Source organism: Yersinia sp. 2553 StPb PI (assembly GCF_052217105.1).
Taxonomy (GTDB): domain Bacteria; phylum Pseudomonadota; class Gammaproteobacteria; order Enterobacterales; family Enterobacteriaceae; genus Yersinia; species Yersinia enterocolitica_E.
On sequence record NZ_JAZGPX010000002.1, the window covers coordinates 2,818,556 to 2,839,312 of the forward strand.

Sequence of the window (20,757 nt, forward strand, 5' to 3'; positions counted from 1 at the left end):
CTCGGTTAATAATCACCATAATGATTCACCGCGCCCTCCCTGGTGCGGCATTTGATAATGTCATTGAAACTAAAGCGGCGACTTCCCATGCCAGTAACAATCAACTCCCAGATACTTACTGAATGCTTCTTGCAATACCTGAGCCGTCGCTGAATGGTTCATTGCCACATGGTGTTCGAAACCATTATTACAGATATGCGTAAGTAAGCTTTCCAGCTGTGGCACTTCCACTACCGCACGGCAACCCACGGTATCTAACTCGTCACTGACAGAACGGCCTTCACCGACATAAGCCCGAACCCGACCGGTAAAATCATCAGAAGAGAGGCGGAAATAGGTCAATGGCCCGGATTTCATGCGGCCATGGACAGCACCACAGGTATTCTCGCAACCTACAGTTGTTCCGATAATATCAGCGGTGCCCATGGTTGAGCTTTCCAGACTTTCACTGGCAAAGTTGCCACAGTGAAATAACACACATTTATCACGTTCTGCGCCAAAGTTATTATTCCAGTCAGCAATTGAGGCCGGCGCCAGTGAGCAACTCGCCAGTGCATACATCGATAGTGCCCCCATTACATCCACTTCACAGGCACTTGGCATCAGTTGCCCGGACATCACGCTCATAATGGAACAGACGTTGATACCCAAATTCTGTTGCAGCGAGGTCCAGCACTGCATGGCGGTGGTATCGATATCGTTGGCGATGATCCATTCACTGATAACCACAAACAGTTTCGCCATTTTGTGTAACTTATCTTGTGGGATGGCACTGGTGTCACCGTTGGCTTTTAACAGCGCCAGTTTTTCACCAACACGAATATCGTTATCACTGAGATTAGCGACGCGGAAGAACACTTCGGATAAATCGAGCGTTTCAACAGTAATGCCCAAATTCTCCAATAACTTCTCGCTGTAGCGCACAGTATTAAAGTTAGTTGGACGAGCACCAATAGCCCCGACACGCACCCGTTTCATGGCATGCACCACACGGCACAGTTGTACAAATTGTTCGACGTCGTGGCTAAATATTTCGCTGTTTAGACTACAAACATGCTGCTTGGTCAATGTGAATGGAATGCCATATTGGCGCAGATTGTTACATAACGAGATTTTGCCGCAGAAGCTGTCGCGACGCGTCGCTAGCCCCATTTTATCCAGCGCATCTTCTTCAGCCTGTACTAATACCGGTACTTTAAGGCCCGAAAGGCGAATAGCATCTGAGACACTTTTTTCATCACCAAAGTTGGGCAGAATCACCACTACACCATGGATCTCTTCGCTGTGCTTACGGAATAACTCGGCACACACGTTGGCATCACGCCAGTTTTCAACCCCCCCCAAGGGGGTTTGCTCTTCATTGAGCATAATGATGTTGATGCCCAGTCTATCAAACAGCGCCTGAGCATCACGGCGCGCGTCAGCCACCAGATAGCTTGGGAAAAACCCCCGGTTGCCGATAATCACCGCGAAAGTTAACTTACGAGGTATTGCTGACATATGCTTACTCCTAGTGTGGGTTATTTCGGCTGAAAACGCGCACGCGCGATGGCCGTTTGCCAGAGGCTATAGTTATCTTGCATCTCCGCACTTTGAGCGCGCGGTTCGATGTATTCCACTTCACGGGGAAGTGCGGCTAATTGCTGGTTATCCTGCCACCAGCCAAGGGTTTTCCCGCCTAAATATGCCGCCCCCAGTGCCGATACTTCGGCGGTATGGTTGCGTATCAACGTGCGCTGCAACAGGTCGGCTTGAAATTGCATCAACCAGCGGTTGCTGGTCGCTCCACCATCTACCCGCAGCCGTTCAAGACGATGGTTGCCAGCCCGCTCCATAGCAAAAAAGACGTCGGCTATTTGGTAGGCGACCGACTCTAACCCGGCGCGGGCTAATACCGCAGGGGTGGTAGCATCGGTCAAGCCGCAGAACAGACCACGAGCCTGGCTATCCCAATAAGGCGCCCCTAATCCCGAGAGGGCTGGAACAAAATAGACGCCCTGATTACCTGACTGACTTTGCGCCATCTCGGTCAAGTGCGCTAAATCCGTGATACCTAGCATGCGTGAAACCCACGCCACCCCCGAACCGGTATGCGTGATATTGCCTTCGAGGGCGTAACGTAGTTCACCGTCATGCCAGGCAATGGTGGTACTCAGGCCATTGCTCTGTGTTACCGCCTGCTTCACGGTAGTCATCAGGGAAGAGCCGGTACCATAGGTCGCTTTGATTTCGCCCGCACGGTCACCGCCCTGCCCATAGAGTGCAGCGTGGGAGTCGCCGATTTGTGCCACAATCGGTATCCCCTGTGGCAAGCCAATAATACCGGGATTACCGGTATGTCCGTGGATAGCCGCCGAGGGTAATACCGCAGGCAGACAAAGACTGGGAATACCAAATAGCGCCAGCAGGTCAGGATCCCATTGGCCGGAATGAATATTAAACAGTTGGGTACGGGCTGCATTGGAGAAATCGGTCGAGAAACTTTGGCCGCCACTGAGCTGCCAGGTTAACCAACAGTCGATGGTTCCGACGCACAGTTCACCGTGAGCCGCACGTTCCACACCACGTGGGATTTCTGCCAGCATGCCGTGAACCTTGGCGGCCGGAAACAGCGGATCAATCGGCAATCCAGTGCGTTCGGCAATCATTGCCGCCTCCGGTAACTGGCTCAGCGTTTGACAGAAAAGCTCTGAGCGCCGACATTGCCAACTCACCACTGGCGTCAGTGGTGTGCCGGTCTCCCGCTCCCAAATCAGCACCGACTCACGCTGGTTACTGATGGCAACACCGGCCACCCGCGCACCTGCCAACTGGTTCAGACAGCCTTCGATTGCCAAAGAGACCGCCTGCCAGATAGCCAGCGGGTCCTGCTCTGCCCAACCAGGCCTTGGGTGATTCAACAGAAGAGGCACTGAAGCCTTCGCCAGAATCTGCCCGGCAGTGTCCACTGCAATGGCTTTGGCATTGGTGGTGCCTTCATCAATAGCCAGAATAATCGGCGTTGACATGATTACTCTCCTCGGCAAAACCGCAGAGCATGCGCTACAATGCCTGCCGCATCAAAACCATGATAGGCACGCATATCTGCCCTGTCGGCAGCAATCGCATAGCCGCCATCAGGAATACCTAATCTCACCAATGGGATCCCACTGCCCGCTTCGGCCAACACTTCAGCCACCAAACTGCCCACACCACCATTAATGTTGTGCTCTTCGATGGTAATCACCCGCTGACTCTTCTGGAGAATGGCTAACAGTTGCTGAGTATCACACGGACGAATAGAAGAAACGTTGACCACCGCAGCAGAAACGTTGTTATCCGCCAGTATCGCGGCAGCGCTTACAGCCTCATGCACTGTAGAACCCATCGCTACCAGAGCAATATCCTGACCATCCTGCAAGACATCAATCTGCCCCGGAACAAAGTGGTAGTGCTCATCATGGAGTTGTGGCAAGGATTTGCCGTCCAGACGAATATAGACCGGTCCCTGATGGGCGATAGCATAATCAATTATTTGACGGCACTCTTGTGGGTCAGAGGGAGCATAAATTTCGATATTGCCAAAACCACGTAAGATAGAAATATCATCGATACAGTGATGAGTACTGGCCAGCGGCCCGTAACTGGCGCCAGAATTGAGACCGAACAACTTAACATTGCTATTGTTGTAGCAAACATCGATTTTTAGCTGCTCATTGGAGCGTGAAATCAGGAATGGCGCGGCATTACAGGTTACTGCAACTTTCCCGCCCATGGATAAGCCCACGGCGGTGCCGACCATCGCTTGTTCGGCAATACCTACGTTAACCACACGATCAGGGAAGCGAGCAGTAAACGGCCCGATTTTCGCCGTCGAAGTGGAATCAGCCACCACCGGAACCAGATCAACACCGTTATCCACGGCTTTGATAAACTGCTCAACCATCACTGAGGCCAAATGTTCTGCATTACTCATCGCTCAATTCCTCCAGTGCCAGATCAATTTCAGCACCTTTCGGCACCCGGTGGTGCCACTCCACGCGCCCTTGAATAAAGGAGATACCGGCACCTTTTTCGGTGTTGGCAATCACCACATTGGGTTTACCCTTGGGTTGTAATGCCTCCAGTGTTTCCACCACCGATTGCATGTTATTACCCTGGCATTCCGTTACTTCTAAACCAAATGCACGCCATTTATCCGCCAACGGGTCGGTATTCATAATTGACTTGGTGGTGCCCGCCAGTTGGAGTTTGTTTTTATCGTTAATGATTATCAGATTGTCTAACTGATAGTGAGCAGCCACTAATGCCGCTTCCCAGTTACTGCCTTCGGCTAATTCACCGTCGCCGGTCAGAACAAACACTCGGCGTTTGCTGTTGGCGCGTTTTGCCGCTAATGCGATCCCGACTGCGACCGGCAAACCATGTCCTAGCGCGCCGGTATTTAATTCGATCCCCGGCGTTTTGTGTTTTACCGGATGGCCCGGCAGATGAGAGTTAGCGTGTTGATAAGTTGCCAACCATTCCTCTGGGAAATAACCCGCTTCCGCCAGACAACAGTAATAGCCGCCAACGGCATGGCCCTTAGATTGCACATAGATATCGCGCTCAGGATCAGTTAACCGGTCAGGTGCGCAATTAAGGATGCGGAAATAGAGTGCGGTCAGAATCTCTACCTGCGAAAGATCAGCACCGGTATGCCCCCCTGCGGGGCTGTTCGCATTAAGCAGGACGATCCGGCGGCGGATAGCCCGCGCCTTTCTCACCAGCTCATCGATTGACAGTGAATACGGATTCATGACATTACCTCTCTTATATTTTCCTTCGCCATTGAATTTTTACTCATTGGCGAATATTTATTCTTGATGGTGCTAAAAAATAGCTTTCATCAAGCCTGACCGGAAAGCCTCCTCCGGCGTTACCTCTTCAGTGTTCTGCGGCTTAGGGCACGGTGTTACCCCATCAGCCCATTAGCCGTTATGGGTTCTTTATGCCTGCTCGCTTTTGCCCACTTGCGCAACTACGTTGGCTTTTTGCGACACAATTGCTGCTTTATGCTGCATACGGTTTTGCATCTGGTCGATAATCACAGCCACAATAATTACGATACCTTTAATAACCATTTGCCAGAATTCACTGACCCCCATCATCACCAGCCCGTCAGCCAAAATACCGATAACAAATGCGCCGATCAGTGTGCCGAGGATGGTGCCACGGCCACCGGCCAGAGAAGTTCCCCCCAATACCACGGCCGCTATCGCATTCATCTCAAAGCCGCTGCCGTTCGCAGGGTGGCTGGCCACCAATTGAGCGGAAACAATGATCCCGGCAATTGCCGCACAGAAACCGGAAATGGTGTAAACCCAAACTTTGACCTGCCGGACTTTGACACCAGACAGTTCGGCTGCTCTCTCGTTATCACCGATAGCGTAGACATGGCGACCAAAAGGTAGGCGACGCGCTACATAGGCAATCACCAGAGCCAAAATGAACATGATCCAGATAGCGATCGGCAAACCCAGTAACGTGCCGGACCCGAGCAGATCAAAACCGGTGTTTCCAAGTTGTGGATTGCCCTGTAAGCCTGGGAAGGTTTCACCGCCAGAAATCAGCATCGCCGCACCACGAACCACATACATGGTGCCGAGGGTGCAGATAAACGGCGCGACGTTATAGCGGGTTATGATCCAACCATTGACCGCGCCAATCAGTGCTCCGATGACCAATACCACCGGGACCACCACCCAAACACTGGGGAAAATGGCAATACCAAACATCGGTAATACAATACCTTGGGTGATCATCCAGCCCGCAATCATGCCGCACAACCCCAAGGTTGCCCCGATAGAGAGGTCAATCCCTGCGGTGATAATGACAAACGTGATGCCCAGTGCGAGGAAGGCATTGATAGCGATATGCTTCACCATAATGATCAAGCTGCCTGTCGCCAGAAAGCCCGGTACCATCACGGAGAAGAAACCAAGAATCAAAAACAGGGCAATAAAGGTGCGCATCTTGAGCAGAAGCAGCAGCATATTTTCCCGTGACCACGACGCGCCACCGGGCCGGTGACTCGCCAACGCAGTGCCAGTTGTTGCTTTCATCATTCGAACCCTTGTGCACTTGCCGTAACCAATGCCGATTCACTGGCCGACTGACGGGATAAGTTCGCGGTCAGCTTGCCATTCGACATCACCAGTATGCGGTCAGATACCGCCATGATCTCTTTCAGATCAGAGGTTGAGAACAAAATACCAATCCCCTGCTCAGAGAGTTTCACCATCATTTCAAACACATCAGCTTTCGCACCGACATCAATGCCTCGCGTTGGCTCATCCAACAGCAAAATGTTTGGACTGGTCAGTAATGAGCGCCCTATCACCACCTTTTGCTGATTACCGCCACTGAGAGCCTGAATCTCTACTTCCGGTGAAGAGACTTTGATCGACAAATCCCCGATAACCGATGCCACCACTTGTGACTCACTCTCTTGCCAGATAGTGAAGCTGTGTTTTAACCGACGCCATAAGCTGGAAATGGTCAGGTTATTGGCCACCGATGACACAGGGAAAATACCGGTTTTTTTACGGTCTTCCGGTACCAGGCTCATTCCCAGACGAATGCGCTCTGCGGTTGAGGTCTTGGCATTAATCGACGTGCCATTGAGCCGGATAGTGCCAAGATAGCTCTGCTGCGTGCCCAGCAAACATTCAAACAATTCGGTACGACCGGCCCCCATCAACCCATAGATGCCGACAATTTCACCCGCCCGCACTTGCAATGAGACCTGATTCACTACCGTGTTGCCGGATTCATTGATTAACGTGACGTTATCAACCTCCATCATCGGCGCACCAAATGTACGGTCCGGGTGAAGAAAACTGGAAACCGGGTCACTGCCCAGCATTTCACGCACAATCCACGGTACATCAATATCTTTTACCGCAGCTTCAGCCTGAAAACGGCCATCACGCAAAATAGTGATGTAGTCACCAATCGCCATCAACTCTTCCAAACGATGTGAGATGTAGACGATGGAAACACCCTGTCGCGTCAGTTCGCGAATAACCCGAAACAGGATATCAACTTCGGTTTTACTCAACGCCGACGTCGGCTCATCCAGAATCAGAATATCCGCCTGTTCTGCCAGTGCTTTGGCGATTTCAATCAATTGCTGTTGGCCTACTTTCAGGTTTGATACCATTTCTTTCGGCGAAATAACCTGATCAAGACGCACCATTAACTGTTCAGCAATCAGCTCCTGCGCTGCCTGATTAATGGGTTTCAAGCCTTGCTGAATCTCACGCCCCAGAAAGATGTTTTCCGCAACATTGAGGTTTTCCGACAGGTTCAGCTCCTGATGAACCATGCCAATACCCAGCGCCGCAGCCTCACGAGTATTGGCAATACTCACCGCGTTACCATTCAGGTAGATTTGGCCGGATGTTTGTTGCTGTACCCCAGCCAAGATCTTCATTAAGGTAGATTTTCCGGCGCCATTTTCGCCGATAATCACATTCACTTTGCCGCGATAAACGTTATAACTGACGGCATCTAGCGCCAATGTGCCAGGAAAACGCATTGAAATGTCCTCAGCACGCATGACGATGTCAGGTCTGTGATCCATTAGTGGCTCTCCTTATTCAAACTGAGCGGCACACCATTGCTCAGACCGGTAGGGGTGAGTGTCACCGCTGCCAATACCTCGACTTGCTGCCCGACCCAACTGGCATCGGGTTTTGCCACATCCTGCAAAGCACGCTTGCTTAATGCTTTAGAGAGCTGGGCGTATTGCACCTGATTTTTAAAATCTTCGAAGCGGATAAACGTTGATGCATCACGAATGGCATTACCTTTGACGATTGGCCCCACTTGCAGCACTTGTTCATCACCGTCAATGGCCAAACGAATCAACCCTTCCCGCCCTTCTGTGTCTACCGCCACCACTTTGCCGTTAAAACGAACAAAACGACTTTGGCTATTTTTCCCTGCTGCTGGCTGACTTTGTTGCTGCTTTACCTGCTGCCAACTGAGCGCATTGCTATTGGCAAACGGCATAACTTTACTCACCCAAATGGTGGAGGCGACTTTGTCCGGTGGCTGGTTATAGTCACTGACCACCGCGTTAGGATCGACTGGCAGAATCGGTTTACCGTTTTCATCCAAATCAACCACGGTACAAGCCACCAGCACCGTACTGATAACCAACAAACCGCCTGCTTTCGATAAGGCACTGAACCACATACTGCCTCCTGTCAGGAGGGGCGATTACGCCCCTCATTCTTAAACCATGGTTTTAATAACCGGTGATTATAAGATGGGTGTTTCAGTCGCGATTATTGTTTCAGTGCAAAGACATTCAGATTCTTGGCATTGTTTTCATCAATCAATACGCAATCCATCAGTTGCTTTTCTTCCAACCCGGTTTTGCCGGTTTTCAGATATTTATCAGCCTGCACCACCGCCATCTGAGCTTGTGCCCAACCCGGCTGTAATACAGTGGCTTTGATATTGCCTTTGTTGATGATGGAGTCGCGAACATAGTCACTGCCGTCAAAGCCGACGACGATGACATCATTACGCCCCGCAGCTTTCAATGCCGCTTCTGCACCGAGTGCCATGGTGTCGTTGCCGGAAATCACCCCAGTGATATCTGGGTTAGCCTGCAAAATGGACTCCATACGGTTGAATGCTTCAGTCTGGCTCCAGTTTGCAGTCTGTTGGGCAACCATCTTCATGTCGCTATGTTCGTCGATCACGTCGTGATAACCCTGTGAACGAACATGAGCGTTGGTATCGGACTCACGGCCGAGCAATTCAACATATTTGCCTTTGCCCCCCATCAACGTAACGAATTTCTCAGCGCCGAGTTGCGCACCCTGATAATTGTTCGACACAATTTGCGATACTGCGATTCCGGTTTCATTGATTTCACGGTCAATCAGGAAAGTCGGAATACCGGCCGCTTTGGCTTTTTTCAATGGCCCGATAGTGGCATCTGATCCGGCGTTATCCAGAATGATCGCTTTAGCCTTACGAGCGATGGCAGTTTCCAGCAGTTGGTTTTGTTTGTTCACATCATCATCATGGGAAGCCACCAGTACGGTGTATCCCAGTTCCGTCGCTTTGGCTTTAGCACCTTCCGCCTCCGCTTTAAAGAACGGGTTATCGTGGGATGGGGTGATAATGGCGATCAGGCCGTTACTGGCGGCACCAGCAACACCCGCCATTGAGATCAATGCTGCGGTAAGACAGGATTTCAGTAGGGTATTTTTCATTATTTTTCTCCGCATTGAATATATATTCACTATTAAATTTATATTCAATGTAATAATACAAACGCCCCGCAGCTTGTCCAATGTGAGTGCAAGGAAAGTAGAAGCCGGTCACAAATTAGTCAAAAAGAGAGTTAAAAGATAAGTGAGAAATTACATATTAGGGAAAAGCAATTTAGCCCTTGGCACAGAACAAAAACGAGCATGTGCTAAGGCATAGGCCAAGAAACAAGGAGTAAATGATGGATAGAGTTGCGAAGTTATTTAAAAATGGTAGAAATCAGGCAGTTAGGTTACCCGTTGAGTTCGAGTTTGATACTGATCAAGTCTATATTCGCCGTGACGAAAATGGAAATATAATCTTATCGAAGCAACCAGCTAAACCGGATGACTGGAGCCAACTGCTTCAGTTAATCAATAAAACACGCGTACCTGCTGATTTCTTGAGTATCAATGAACGTCAGCAAGGTACAGCAAACCGTGACCCATTCGACGGGATAAAGTAGCGCCATGTATATGCTTGATACCAATACAGTGAACCATTTATTTCGACGTCATCCTAATGTTTTGCTCAGCATACAGCACGTGAAACCTTCTGATGTCTGTATTTCCAGTATTACAGAAGCTGAATTGCTCTACGGAGTAGCAAAACGTCAAAACAAAGCGCTAAAAACGATGGTAGCAGCCTTTCTGGACTCGGTAACCCTGCAAGCGTGGGATAGCGAAGCTGCAGAATGCTATGGCAAACTACGTGCAAAAATGGAAAAAAAGGGACATATCATGGGAGCTCTAGATCAATTAATTGCAGCCCATGCACTCAGCCTTGGAGCCATTTTGGTGACAAACGACAAAGCTTTTTCAATGGCTACAGCCCTCCTAATAGAAGACTGGACCAAAGAAAGCCAGTGTTAATATACTGAAAATAATATCTATATTAATAACAAGGCTATATTTTCTTAATACTCAGCGATATAACTCAATCACCGCAGGCGTCACCTGTAATTCGTGTTGCCAGTGGGTCAATGTCAGGGTCGTTAACTCAGCTAGCCCCTGATAAAACGGGTGTCTGGCATCAGATTGCAGCAAGGCGAGGTAACGATACCCCCACGGCAACAGGTGCTCTGCCAGTAAAACCGGTAAATCCGCTGGTTGATGTTCTGCCAGCCAGGCGGCCATCATCAGCAATAAGCCGAAATGATCCTCTGGCTCTTGCTGCTCCAGTGTCACCTCCACTTGCTGCTGCGCCATCCAATCACGCAGTTTGAGCGTCGAGTCGCCAAACAGGACATTTTCTTTATCCAGATAAACCGATCCCCACGGGGGAGCGGGCAGTGCATATGGGCCAATAAACAGCCGCTGCCAAGCCTCTTCCAGGGTTTCATCTGACTTGTCTTGCGCCAATAAAGCGGCAATGGGCATTAGTTGAGTTTCCAGGCCATAAGGCCACTGGGCTACCCACTCATCGCTGCTGAGTTGCGCCACAATATCACCGCACGCCGGACTGTCCGGTTCACAATAAAACAGCGCACCCAATACGTGGCCAGTCAGCGCAATTTGTTGATAAGTCATATTGTTTTCAACCATTTTGTTACCTCAGGAGCGCGATCAATTCGCCATCAAACGGGTGAAGCATTGCGAACAAAGCCACGTTGGACGTAAACCCAGCATGGGCTTTGCTCAGTCGCCATCAGGCTATATTTAACCTCCGATTGCCATTCCGACTGTCATATGCAACCCGTAAAACACGCCACGGCCAATTAGCTCACCCGCAAAGATAAGCAGCATAGCGAAGACCATGCCGAGCGTCGTCGGTGTGCGGCCTCTGATTAACGGACAAATCCAGCAACCCAGCCCCAGAACCAGTAGCACCAAACGCCATACCATCAGTGTGCCATAGTGGGGAATAAGCTCTGAAGCTTGCTGTACCGAGCTGTAAATCGTCGACAAACTGGCCGCCTGCATAATGACACTGGCAATACTGATAATCAGTGCCAATACACTGATCATCGGTAGTTGCAGCATCATTCGCCCATTAATCCCGGCCAGTTGTAACAACAAATAACCCAACATCGGGCCGCCAATCAAGGTGGTAAGAACAAAACCTAGCGGAGTATAGAGGTTGTCCCAAGTAGGAACAGTATCAATGGAATAGACTCGACACATGGCATAGACAAATACCACGCCCAGCACCATGGCGACCACTAGCCAGACTTTGCCGAGTACCGCTGGCATTTTACCCAATACGGCCAACAACCAGTAAAAACCTGCCACCGCAAAGAACAGTGAACCGGCGGCTATTTCATTACTGAGCGCCGACTCGCCAATGCGGCTTAATGAATTGAATGCTCGCATTGGCGAGCCTAAATGCAGTGTCGAGGCGATAAAAGCCAGTGCCATCAGCACCCACAGTACCAACATGCTGCGGTGAATTCGCTGTTGCTGCCCGTGACTCAAACCACCGAATATCAGCGCCAGCCCCAGCACTATAAAGCCGCCGACCACGCACTGCCCCAGTACCGTAAAGACCATTAGTGGCCATTCATGCAATCCCATGCCCATATTATACCTCCTTCGGATTTGCCAGATGACCGGTGGTATCTCTGACCGGACGGCTGTTGGCATTAGGTTTCACTACGATATTCGGCAGCGTGAAATGGGCTGCTGGCAATGGTGCGACTTCGGCCAAATCACCGTATTTCTCGCGTAATTCATCAATAGGGGCCATATCCAGTGCCCGCAGTGGGCAAGAATCGACACAAATCGGTTTCTTACCGGCAGCGACTCTTTCATAGCAGCCGTCACACTTGGTCATATGCCCTTTTGCTTCGTCATATTGCGGCGCACCGTATGGGCATGCCATATGGCAATAGCGGCAACCGATGCAAATGTCTTCGTTTACCACAACGAAACCATCATCACGCTTATGCATTGCGCCACTCGGACATACTTTGGTACAGGCGGGATCACTACAGTGATTACAGGCGATAGAGAGATAGTAAGCGAACACATTTTGGTGCCATGCGCCGTTATCTTGCTGCCAATCCCCACCGGCATATTCGTAGATACGCCGGAAGCTGACATCGGTAGACAAGTTTTTGAAATCCTTGCAAGCCAACTCGCAAGTTTTGCACCCAGTGCAACGGCTGGAGTCGATGTAAAAACCATATTGCGTTGTCATCAGTCAGCTCCTTATGCCTTGGTAACTTGAACGAGGTTGGTATGGGATGGATTCCCTTTCGCCAACGGAGAAGGTCGCTGAGTGGTCAATACGTTAATACTGCCCGCGCGATCAATGCGTTTCTCATCTGGGCTATACCATGCCCCCTCACCCAGTGCCACAACCCCCGGCATCATGCGCGGCGTGACTTTGGCGTTAATCTGAACTTCGCCTCGGCCATTGAAAATACGCACCATATCGCCATTTTTGATCTCACGCTCGCGGGCATCCATTGGGTTAATCCACATCTCCTGACGGCAGGACGCTTTTAAAACATCGACGTTGCCGTAGGTGGAGTGGGTTCTGGCTTTGTAGTGGAAACCCGTTAACTGTAATGGATACTGCTGATTGAGCGGGTCATCGTAGCTTTCAAAACCTGCGGCATAGACCGGCAGCGGATCGATAACATCGTCTTGTTGCAGTTCCCACGTGGCGGCAATTTGTGCCAGTTCGGCAGAGTAAATCTCAATTTTTCCCGATGGTGTGGTTAACGGATTGGCAATAGGGTCTGCGCGGAACGCTTTATAGGCAACATGATGCCCCGCCGGATCGCGTTTTTTAAAGATACCCTGTTCGCGGAACGCCTCAAAAGAAGGCAGTTCAGGAATGGCCTGTTGCGATTGTTGGTAGAGATGACGCAACCACTCTTCTTGCGTGCGCCCTTCGGTAAATTGCTGCTCCACCCCCATGCGTTTTGCCAGTTCAGTGGTCATTTCATAGATATTTTTGCATTCAAAACGCGGTTTGATGACTTGATCGGCAAAAATCACATACGCCATATTGCCGCTGGAAGCGTCAAGGCAGAAGTCCATCTGCTCAGAGGCGGTACAGTCAGGCAGGATGATATCGGCGTATTTGGCTGACGAAGTCATGTGATTATCGATAACCACCACCATTTCACATTTTTTATCATCTTGCAGAATGTCGTGGGTACGGTTGATTTCTGAATGCTGATTAATCAAACAGTTACTGGCGTAATTCCAGATAAACTTGATCGGTACATCCAGCTTATCTTTACCGCGCACACCATCACGGGTAGCGGTCATTTCTGGCCCGCGCTCAATCGCGTCAGTCCACAGGAACATCGAGATACTGGTTTTAACTGGGTTTTCCAGTGTTGGCATGCGGACAAACGGCAAACCGTAAGAGCCTTCGCGGGCACCTGAATTACCGCCATTAATGCCAACGTTCCCCGTCAGGATAGCCAACATGGCAATGGCCCGACTGGTATTTTCGCCGTTGGAATGGCGCTGCGGCCCCCACCCTTGCGCAATATAAGCCGGTTTCACCGACCCTATTTCACGCCCCAGTTTAATGATTCTTGCGGCTGGAACACCGGTGATGGCTTGCGCCCATTGTGGTGTTTTGGCGGTTTCATCTGCACCCTGCCCTAAAATATAGGCTTTGTAGTGGCTATTTTTTGGCGCATCTGCCGGCAAGGTTTTCTCATCATAACCGACACAATATTTATCGAGGAACGGCTGATCGACCAGATTCTCGCTAATCATCACATAGGCCAAGGCCGATGCCAGTGCCGCATCGGTACCGGGCCGCAGCGGGATCCATTCATCTTCCCGACCTGCTGCGGTATCGGTATAGCGTGGATCAATCACTATCATCTTGGCATCGGATTTCTCCCGCGCTTGCTCCAGATAGTAGGTGACCCCACCACCACTCATGCGCGTTTCAGCCGGATTGTTACCAAACAGCACCACCAGCTTGCTGTTTTCGATATCGGACGGGCTGTTACCATCAGCCCAGCCACCATAAGTGTAATTCAGGCCAGCAGCGATTTGCGCAGTACTGTAGTCACCATAATGATTAAGGTAGCCACCACAGCAATTCATCAGCCGCGCCAATAGCGTCGATCCCGGTGGCCATGAGCGGGTCATGGTGCCACCTAAAGTGCCGGTGCCGTAATTCAGATAGATAGCTTCGTTACCATATTCCTTAATGATACTTTGCATGCTGCCCGCAAGGGTGTCGAATGCCTCTTCCCATGAGATGCGCTTGAATTTGCCTTCCCCACGCGCGCCAATACGCTTCATTGGGTATTTCAGACGGTCAGGGTTGTATACCCGGCGGCGCATGGAGCGGCCACGCAAACAGGCACGCACCTGATGCAAGCCATCAAAATCATCATTGCCAGTGTTGTCGGTTTCGACATATTTGATTTCGCCATCAACGACATGCATACGTAGCGGGCAGCGGCTACCGCAGTTGACAGTACAAGCACTCCAGATCACTTTGTCATCATTGAGCGGATTTATTGCCGATTGCACCGCACGGGCGGCGCGGGAGAACGGGAGCGAAAAGGCCCCGGTTGCCATGGCAAGACTGCCGATAAGCGTCGTTTGGACCAGTTTTCGGCGCGTGACTTCTGCCGTTAATAGCCGGGATTCGTTGGTCTCTTTCATAAGATTCCCACTTGGTTGCATTCCAGAAAATGGACAACATCTGTGATAGATGAAATCCGATTAATTCAAAAAAATGAGTAATTCTGCGGGAGAGGTTGTGTCATGAATGAGAGCGCAGTGGCCCAGCTACAGCAGTTATTATAGTTAGGATGATAAACAGTTCTCCCCGCAGTTATGAGCCTACCTCTTATGGGGAGTGCGGGTGTTGTCTGGTATCAATAAAGCAGTGGGGATTGCCTTCTCCTCACTGCTTTATGATGAATCTGTGACAAATAACCGTTCGGTTTAACAAGCCTGATGATACAGCGCCATAATTTCATCAATCGACGCTTCACGCGGGTTCCCGCCGGTACATACATCCGCGAAGGCTGCTGCTGCCAGCGCGGGAATATCATCAGCCAGCAAACCCACCGCACTCAGGGATGACGGAATGCCAATATCACGGTTCAATTCAATTACTGCCTGAATGGTTTGCTCACGAACCTGTGCCAATGACCCACTCAGGGCATTGTCGAGGCCCATCGCCATCGCGATTTGACGCAAGCGTTCACCGGTATAAGCGGCGTTATAACGCATGATATAAGGCAGTAAAATGGCGTTGGCGACACCGTGTGGCATGTTGTAAAACGCCCCCAGAGGGTGTGCCATACCATGAACCAACCCCAGCCCTACGTTTGAGAACCCCATTCCAGCGATATACTGCCCAAGAGCCATATCTTCGGTGGCGGCGGCATCACCTTGCACGGAAGCCCGCAATGAACGACTGATGACTTCAATGGCTTTAAGATGCAAAGCATCCGTCAGTTCCCAAGCCCCTTTAGTCAGATAACCTTCGATGGCGTGGGTCAACGCATCAACTCCGGTCGCGGCTTTCAGGGCCGCTGGCATACTGTCCATCATGTCAGCATCAATAAATGCCACTGCCGGAATAGCATGAGGATCGACGCAAACAAATTTGCGCCGCCGCTCTTCATCAGTAATTACATAGTTAATGGTCACTTCTGCCGCAGTACCGGCGGTGGTTGGAATGGCCAGAATAGGTACACAAACGTTGCGGGTGTCAGCCACCCCTTCCAAACTGCGCACATCAGCAAACTCAGGATTATTGATAATAATGCCGATGGCCTTGCTGGTATCTTGTGGCGAACCGCCGCCCAGCGCGATGAGATAATCCGCCTCGCTTTGGCGAAAAACAGCCACACCTTGTTGTACGATGGCGATTGTCGGGTTGGGCGTTACCGCATCAAAGACAGCAAAATCCAGACCGGCCTGTTGCAAGCGGCTGATTAGGCAAGCCGCAACACCGCACTCCATCAGTATTTTGTCGGTGACCACTAACGCCTTTTTATATCCCCGCAGTGTCACTTCATCGGTGAGCGCATCCAGTGAACCGCGCCCAAACCACGCCATTTCGTTTAAAATCATTCTGTTCATGACTGATTCCTCTCGGTATTTTAACCCGCACGCTAATCTTCAACCCGTAAACCGTAGGTTTTGAATTTCTCCAGTACCACGCTGATCTCTTCTTTGGATAACACCGGCACCTCATCGACAATCGGCAAGATAGCCAGCAGCAGTGTTGCCAACACCTCAACTTCATGAGCAAGCCACAACGCTTTGGCCAAATTCTCCTCACAAGCAATCAGGCCATGGTGCTGCAACAGCGTGGCCTTGCGGTGCCTCATCGCCACGGCGACATGTTCAGACAGCGCTTTGGTACCAAAAGTGGCGTAGGGCGCACAGGGGATATCATCGCCACCGGCAGCGGCAATCATGTAATGAATCGCCGGGATCGGGCGGTTAAGAATCGATACTGCGGTGCAATGGACTGAGTGGTTGTGTACCACCGCATTGGCGTCTGCCCGAGTATGATAAACCGCCTGATGAAAACGCCACTCACTGGAAGGGACTTTGCCAGGCTCATGGTGGCCGCTGGCATCGATATAAACAATATGCGACTCCGTCAGTTTGTCGTAGGCAATACCGGAGGGCGTAATCAAAAATCCATCCTGGTAACGCACACTAACATTGCCAGCAGTCCCTTGATTCAACCCTAAACGGGTCATTTCCAGGCAAGTATTGATAATATCGCGCGCCAGTGCTTCTCTCTTCATTTGTTCCTCTCTTAAGATGCAAATACCTAAATATAAAAATGCATTGAATAATGGATGTAGGCGAATAAGCGTTAACAACTGTGGATATATCTTTCGCTCATTTAATTCAACTGAAAAATAAAGCACACCAAAATGTGAGCCATGTCATGACTATTCATGACTTCATCGTAATTTAGATCTTATTTATTTTCATTAAATGTCCGTTTGAAAAAACAATATGGGCAAACGGTCAAGTGACGCTGAATGATTAAATGCCGGGATATTTCTCGACAACTGACCGTTTGTGACAGAAATAGAAAAATCGGTCATTACCTATGTGTGTTTGAAACACAATTCATTTCAAACGGTCATGAAATGTTTTTATTTAAAGTGACTATCATCACAAAATATCAGCATTGAGTTACCAATGTGATTCAGCTCATACTTTTTAGCGATTTTTACCTTATAAAGAACGGGACTTATCGCAATGAGGATATTTAAATTTGTCACTCAGGCAGTTGTGGCTCGCCAGAGAAAGTATCACTCATTAAACAAAAATAATTCCGTCGAACATTACAAACTTTCGGACTAGTGAAGTATCTGACGAGGGCATCATGGGAAATATTTTAATACAAACAGATAGCACTAAAATTTCCGCCTCGGTAAGTGACGAGGCAGAAAATAAAAAAAGGTATCTGATTCCTTTCGCATTACTGTGTTCACTGTTCTTCCTTTGGGCAGTAGCAAACAACCTAAATGATATTTTATTACCTCAATTTCAACAGGCTTTCACCCTGACCAACTTTCAAGCAGGGCTGATTCAATCCTCCTTCTATTTTGGCTACTTCTTAATCCCAATACCTGCCGGGATATTGATGAAAAGGTTTAGCTATAAGGCGGGGATTATTACTGGATTACTGTTCTATGCCTTCGGGGCGGCATTGTTCTGGCCTGCGGCCGAAACGATGAATTACACCTTGTTTTTAATCGGATTATTTATTATCGCTGCCGGTTTAGGTTGCCTTGAAACGGCTGCCAATCCTTTTGTCACTGTATTGGGGCCAGAAAAAACCGGTCACTTCCGTATTAACTTGGCACAGACCTTTAACTCTTTCGGGGCCATTATTGCGGTAGTGTTCGGCCAAAGTTTAATACTCTCCAATGTGCCCCACCAAACACAGGAAGTGCTGGATAAATTGTCTGCTGAGGATTTGAATAGCTATCATCATAGTTTAGTAAAAGCTGTTCAATTACCCTATCTGATTATTGTTGCGGTCGTTATTTTTGTTGCGCTATTAATTTTAATCACTCGTTTCCCGGCAATAAAAAGTGAATCGGATGATTCGCATAACGGTTCTTTCTTTGCATCACTACCACGGTTATTAAAGATAACACATTGGCGCTGGGCGGTATTAGCACAGTTCTGTTATGTCGGCGCACAAACCGCATGTTGGAGCTATTTAATTCGTTATGCCATTGAAGAGTTACCGAATATCACACCGGGATATGCGGCTAATTATTTAACGGCCACTATGGTATGTTTCTTTATCGGTCGATTCAGTGGCACCTGGTTAATTACTCGTTTCGCACCAGAGAAAGTTTTAGCGGCTTATGCATTTATCTCTATGTTGTTATGTATTATCTCTGCGGCCTTCGGCGGACACATTGGATTATTAGCACTTACCCTGTGCAGTATGTTTATGTCAATCCAATACCCAACCATATTCTCATTAGGCATTAAGAATCTAAATCAAGACACTAAATATGGCGCATCTATTATTGTTATGACCATTGTCGGTGGTGGTATCGTCACCCCGATCATGGGATTAGTTAGCGATGCGGCAGGGAATATACCTACGGCTGAAATTATTCCTGCTTTATGTTTTGCCATTATATTTATTTTCGCCAAGTACAAAACAGTTCCTGTTAATTAATAATACGGGTAACGGACAAATTAACATTAAATTTTTGCTACTGAACACAAGGACTAATAATGAAAAAGACAATTCAATTACCTAAAATTGGCATTCGCCCAGTCATTGATGGACGCAGAATGGGTGTGCGTGAATCGTTGGAAGAGCAAACCATGAAAATGGCCCGTGCCACCGCAGAGTTTCTGCAAGAGGTGGTACACCATCCTTGCGGCACGCCCGTTGAATGTGTCATTGCTGATACCTGCATTGCCGGAATGGCAGAATCCGCCGCCTGTGACGATAAATTCAGCGCACAGAATATTGGCCTAACCATCACGGTGACACCTTGTTGGTGCTACGGCAGCGAAACCATTGATATGGACCCGTTCCGCCCGAAAGCTATTTGGGGCTTTAATGGTACCGAACGCCCTGGCGCGGTCTATCTGGCAGCAGCACTGGCGGCGCACAATCAAAAAGGATTGCCAGCCTTCTCCATTTACGGCCATGACGTGCAGGATGCTAATGACACCCGCATCCCTGCCGATGTGCAGGAAAAACTGCTGCGCTTTACTCGCGCAGGTTTAGCCGTTGCCAGCTTAAAGGGCAAAAGTTACCTCTCTCTCGGTGGGGTATCCATGGGGATTGCCGGCTCCATTGTTGACCATAACTTCTTTGAATCCTGGTTAGGAATGAAAGTGCAAGCGGTCGATATGACAGAGTTGCGCCGCCGCATTGATCAAAAAATCTATGACGAGCAAGAGCTAGAACTGGCGTTGTCATGGGCAGATAAAAACTTCAAATACGGACCGGATAAAAACGCAGAACAATACCGCCGTTCACCGGAAAGCAGCCGCGCGGTACTGCGTGAAAGCCTGCAAATGGCGTTATGTATCCGCGACATGATGCAAGGTAATCCAACACTGGCAACGAAAGGTTTTGGTGAAGAAGCCTTAGGCTATAACGCTATTGCTGCCGGTTTCCAGGGTCAGCGCCACTGGACCGATCAATATCCAAATGGCGATACCGCTGAAGCCTTGCTGAATAGTTCGTTCGACTGGAACGGCGTGCGCGAACCGATGGTTGTCGCCACCGAAAACGACAGTTTGAACGGCGTGGCGATGCTATTTGGCCATACCCTGACCGGCACCGCGCAGATCTTTGCGGATGTCCGTACCTACTGGTCACCGGAAGCGGTACAGCGGGTTACCGGCCACCAACTGGAGGGGGTTGCCGAACACGGCATTATCCATCTGATTAACTCCGGCTCTGCCGCGTTGGACGGCACTTGCCGCCAAAACGATGCGCAAGGTAAACCGACCATCAAACCGCACTGGCAAGTGAGCCAGCAAGAAGCCGATGCTTGTCTGGCGGCAACCGAATGGTGCCCTGCTATCCATGAATACTTCCGTGGCGGTGGCTTCTCTTCGCGTTTCCTGACCCGTGGTGGGGTGCCATTCACCATGAGCCGTATCAATCTGATTAAAGGCGTCGGGCCGGTCTTGCAAATTGCCGAGGGCTGGAGTGTCGAATTACCGAAATCCGTTCACGACACCCTGGACAAGCGAACCGATTCAAGTTGGCCAACCACCTGGTTTGCTCCACGCCTGACCGGCAAAGGGCCATTCAGCGATGTTTATTCGGTAATGGCGAACTGGGGAGCTAACCATGGCGTGCTGACCATCGGCCATGTCGGGGCGGACCTGATTACACTCGCCTCGATGTTACGCATCCCGGTATGCATGCATAACGTCGAAGAAGAGAGTGTTTACCGGCCAACTGCGTGGGGCGCGCACGGTATGGATATCGAAGGGCAGGATTACCGTGCCTGCCAAAATTACGGCCCACTATACAAAAGATAATGTG

At 49.8% G+C, this 20,757-nt stretch carries 18 protein-coding genes; 4 read left to right on the plus strand and 14 right to left on the minus strand.

Annotation, left to right across the window (positions count from 1 at the left end):
• Positions 1 to 69: 69 nt before the first annotated feature.
• The 8 genes from V2A84_RS14500 to V2A84_RS14535 form a co-directional block, all read right to left on the minus strand.
• Positions 70 to 1,500 carry an L-fucose/L-arabinose isomerase family protein gene (locus V2A84_RS14500; protein ID WP_083160258.1) on the minus strand — a complete coding sequence of 477 codons (1,431 nt, stop codon included), beginning with the start codon at positions 1,498 to 1,500 and terminating at the stop codon, positions 70 to 72.
• 20 nt (positions 1,501 to 1,520) lie between these two features.
• Positions 1,521 to 3,008: an FGGY family carbohydrate kinase gene (locus V2A84_RS14505; protein ID WP_442848928.1), complete on the minus strand. Its 1,488-nt coding sequence runs from the start codon at positions 3,006 to 3,008 to the stop codon at positions 1,521 to 1,523.
• A gap of 2 nt (positions 3,009 to 3,010) precedes the next feature.
• Positions 3,011 to 3,955, minus strand: a complete 945-nt coding sequence (locus V2A84_RS14510) for a transketolase family protein (protein WP_083160263.1) — start codon at positions 3,953 to 3,955, stop codon at positions 3,011 to 3,013.
• Positions 3,948 to 4,778: a transketolase gene (locus V2A84_RS14515; RefSeq protein ID WP_005181977.1), complete on the minus strand. Its 831-nt coding sequence runs from the start codon at positions 4,776 to 4,778 to the stop codon at positions 3,948 to 3,950. Before V2A84_RS14515 ends, V2A84_RS14510 begins: the two co-directional genes overlap by 8 nt.
• Positions 4,779 to 4,967: 189 nt before the next feature.
• The gene (locus tag V2A84_RS14520) at positions 4,968 to 6,083 is read right to left on the minus strand and encodes an ABC transporter permease (RefSeq protein WP_372559834.1); all 1,116 of its coding nucleotides are present in this window, start codon (positions 6,081 to 6,083) and stop codon (positions 4,968 to 4,970) included.
• Positions 6,083 to 7,606 carry a sugar ABC transporter ATP-binding protein gene (locus V2A84_RS14525; RefSeq protein WP_083160267.1) on the minus strand — a complete coding sequence of 508 codons (1,524 nt, stop codon included), beginning with the start codon at positions 7,604 to 7,606 and terminating at the stop codon, positions 6,083 to 6,085. The genes V2A84_RS14520 and V2A84_RS14525 overlap by 1 nt, the downstream gene beginning before the upstream one ends.
• Positions 7,606 to 8,223, minus strand: a complete 618-nt coding sequence (locus tag V2A84_RS14530; protein ID WP_083160269.1) for a DUF2291 family protein — start codon at positions 8,221 to 8,223, stop codon at positions 7,606 to 7,608. Before V2A84_RS14530 ends, V2A84_RS14525 begins: the two co-directional genes overlap by 1 nt.
• Positions 8,224 to 8,315: 92 nt before the next feature.
• Positions 8,316 to 9,257, minus strand: a complete 942-nt coding sequence (locus tag V2A84_RS14535; protein ID WP_050086418.1) for a D-ribose ABC transporter substrate-binding protein — start codon at positions 9,255 to 9,257, stop codon at positions 8,316 to 8,318.
• Between the two features lie 239 nt (positions 9,258 to 9,496).
• Between V2A84_RS14535 and V2A84_RS14540 the strand changes: the two genes are divergently transcribed.
• Positions 9,497 to 9,760, plus strand: a complete 264-nt coding sequence (locus V2A84_RS14540) for an antitoxin (protein ID WP_083160272.1) — start codon at positions 9,497 to 9,499, stop codon at positions 9,758 to 9,760.
• Positions 9,761 to 9,764: 4 nt separating this feature from the next.
• Positions 9,765 to 10,166 (plus strand): type II toxin-antitoxin system VapC family toxin, encoded by a 402-nt coding sequence (locus V2A84_RS14545; RefSeq protein WP_442848929.1) that lies wholly within the window; start codon positions 9,765 to 9,767, stop codon positions 10,164 to 10,166.
• A gap of 51 nt (positions 10,167 to 10,217) precedes the next feature.
• Here the strand turns inward: V2A84_RS14545 and dmsD are convergent, their stop codons facing one another.
• The 6 genes from dmsD to V2A84_RS14575 form a co-directional block, all read right to left on the minus strand.
• A complete protein-coding gene (gene dmsD / locus V2A84_RS14550; RefSeq protein WP_083163841.1) occupies positions 10,218 to 10,823 on the minus strand; it encodes a Tat proofreading chaperone DmsD in 606 nt (201 codons plus the stop codon).
• Positions 10,824 to 10,952: 129 nt separating this feature from the next.
• Positions 10,953 to 11,813 carry a dimethyl sulfoxide reductase anchor subunit family protein gene (locus tag V2A84_RS14555; protein ID WP_083160276.1) on the minus strand — a complete coding sequence of 287 codons (861 nt, stop codon included), beginning with the start codon at positions 11,811 to 11,813 and terminating at the stop codon, positions 10,953 to 10,955.
• Position 11,814: 1 nt separating this feature from the next.
• The gene (locus V2A84_RS14560) at positions 11,815 to 12,432 is read right to left on the minus strand and encodes a DMSO/selenate family reductase complex B subunit (protein WP_005181957.1); all 618 of its coding nucleotides are present in this window, start codon (positions 12,430 to 12,432) and stop codon (positions 11,815 to 11,817) included.
• Between the two features lie 11 nt (positions 12,433 to 12,443).
• Positions 12,444 to 14,888 (minus strand): dimethylsulfoxide reductase subunit A, encoded by a 2,445-nt coding sequence (dmsA, locus tag V2A84_RS14565; RefSeq protein WP_083160278.1) that lies wholly within the window; start codon positions 14,886 to 14,888, stop codon positions 12,444 to 12,446.
• Positions 14,889 to 15,173: 285 nt separating this feature from the next.
• On the minus strand, positions 15,174 to 16,322 hold the full coding sequence (fucO, locus tag V2A84_RS14570; RefSeq protein WP_083160280.1) for a lactaldehyde reductase: 1,149 nt from the start codon (positions 16,320 to 16,322) through the stop codon (positions 15,174 to 15,176).
• Between the two features lie 32 nt (positions 16,323 to 16,354).
• Positions 16,355 to 17,002, minus strand: coding sequence for an L-fuculose-phosphate aldolase (locus tag V2A84_RS14575; protein ID WP_442848930.1), 648 nt, complete (start codon positions 17,000 to 17,002; stop codon positions 16,355 to 16,357).
• Positions 17,003 to 17,595: 593 nt separating this feature from the next.
• Between V2A84_RS14575 and fucP the strand changes: the two genes are divergently transcribed.
• Complete coding sequence (fucP, locus tag V2A84_RS14580; protein WP_083160284.1) at positions 17,596 to 18,915, plus strand: L-fucose:H+ symporter permease; 1,320 nt, start codon at positions 17,596 to 17,598, stop codon at positions 18,913 to 18,915.
• Between the two features lie 59 nt (positions 18,916 to 18,974).
• On the plus strand, positions 18,975 to 20,753 hold the full coding sequence (gene fucI, locus V2A84_RS14585; protein ID WP_083160287.1) for an L-fucose isomerase: 1,779 nt from the start codon (positions 18,975 to 18,977) through the stop codon (positions 20,751 to 20,753).
• Positions 20,754 to 20,757: the final 4 nt, after the last annotated feature.

Coding starts and splice junctions, on each gene's coding strand:
- V2A84_RS14525 (WP_083160267.1), bottom strand. CDS start 7,606: ATGGATCACAGACCTGACATCGTCATGCGTGCTGAGGACATTTCAATG.
- dmsD (WP_083163841.1), bottom strand. CDS start 10,823: ATGACTTATCAACAAATTGCGCTGACTGGCCACGTATTGGGTGCGCTG.
- fucI (WP_083160287.1), top strand. CDS start 18,975: ATGAAAAAGACAATTCAATTACCTAAAATTGGCATTCGCCCAGTCATT.
- V2A84_RS14500 (WP_083160258.1), bottom strand. CDS start 1,500: ATGTCAGCAATACCTCGTAAGTTAACTTTCGCGGTGATTATCGGCAAC.
- V2A84_RS14520 (WP_372559834.1), bottom strand. CDS start 6,083: ATGAAAGCAACAACTGGCACTGCGTTGGCGAGTCACCGGCCCGGTGGC.
- V2A84_RS14555 (WP_083160276.1), bottom strand. CDS start 11,813: ATGGGCATGGGATTGCATGAATGGCCACTAATGGTCTTTACGGTACTG.
- fucO (WP_083160280.1), bottom strand. CDS start 16,322: ATGAACAGAATGATTTTAAACGAAATGGCGTGGTTTGGGCGCGGTTCA.
- V2A84_RS14540 (WP_083160272.1), top strand. CDS start 9,497: ATGGATAGAGTTGCGAAGTTATTTAAAAATGGTAGAAATCAGGCAGTT.
- V2A84_RS14505 (WP_442848928.1), bottom strand. CDS start 3,008: ATGTCAACGCCGATTATTCTGGCTATTGATGAAGGCACCACCAATGCC.
- dmsA (WP_083160278.1), bottom strand. CDS start 14,888: ATGAAAGAGACCAACGAATCCCGGCTATTAACGGCAGAAGTCACGCGC.
- V2A84_RS14575 (WP_442848930.1), bottom strand. CDS start 17,002: ATGAAGAGAGAAGCACTGGCGCGCGATATTATCAATACTTGCCTGGAA.
- V2A84_RS14530 (WP_083160269.1), bottom strand. CDS start 8,223: ATGTGGTTCAGTGCCTTATCGAAAGCAGGCGGTTTGTTGGTTATCAGT.
- V2A84_RS14535 (WP_050086418.1), bottom strand. CDS start 9,257: ATGAAAAATACCCTACTGAAATCCTGTCTTACCGCAGCATTGATCTCA.
- V2A84_RS14545 (WP_442848929.1), top strand. CDS start 9,765: ATGTATATGCTTGATACCAATACAGTGAACCATTTATTTCGACGTCAT.
- V2A84_RS14515 (WP_005181977.1), bottom strand. CDS start 4,778: ATGAATCCGTATTCACTGTCAATCGATGAGCTGGTGAGAAAGGCGCGG.
- V2A84_RS14510 (WP_083160263.1), bottom strand. CDS start 3,955: ATGAGTAATGCAGAACATTTGGCCTCAGTGATGGTTGAGCAGTTTATC.
- V2A84_RS14560 (WP_005181957.1), bottom strand. CDS start 12,432: ATGACAACGCAATATGGTTTTTACATCGACTCCAGCCGTTGCACTGGG.
- fucP (WP_083160284.1), top strand. CDS start 17,596: ATGGGAAATATTTTAATACAAACAGATAGCACTAAAATTTCCGCCTCG.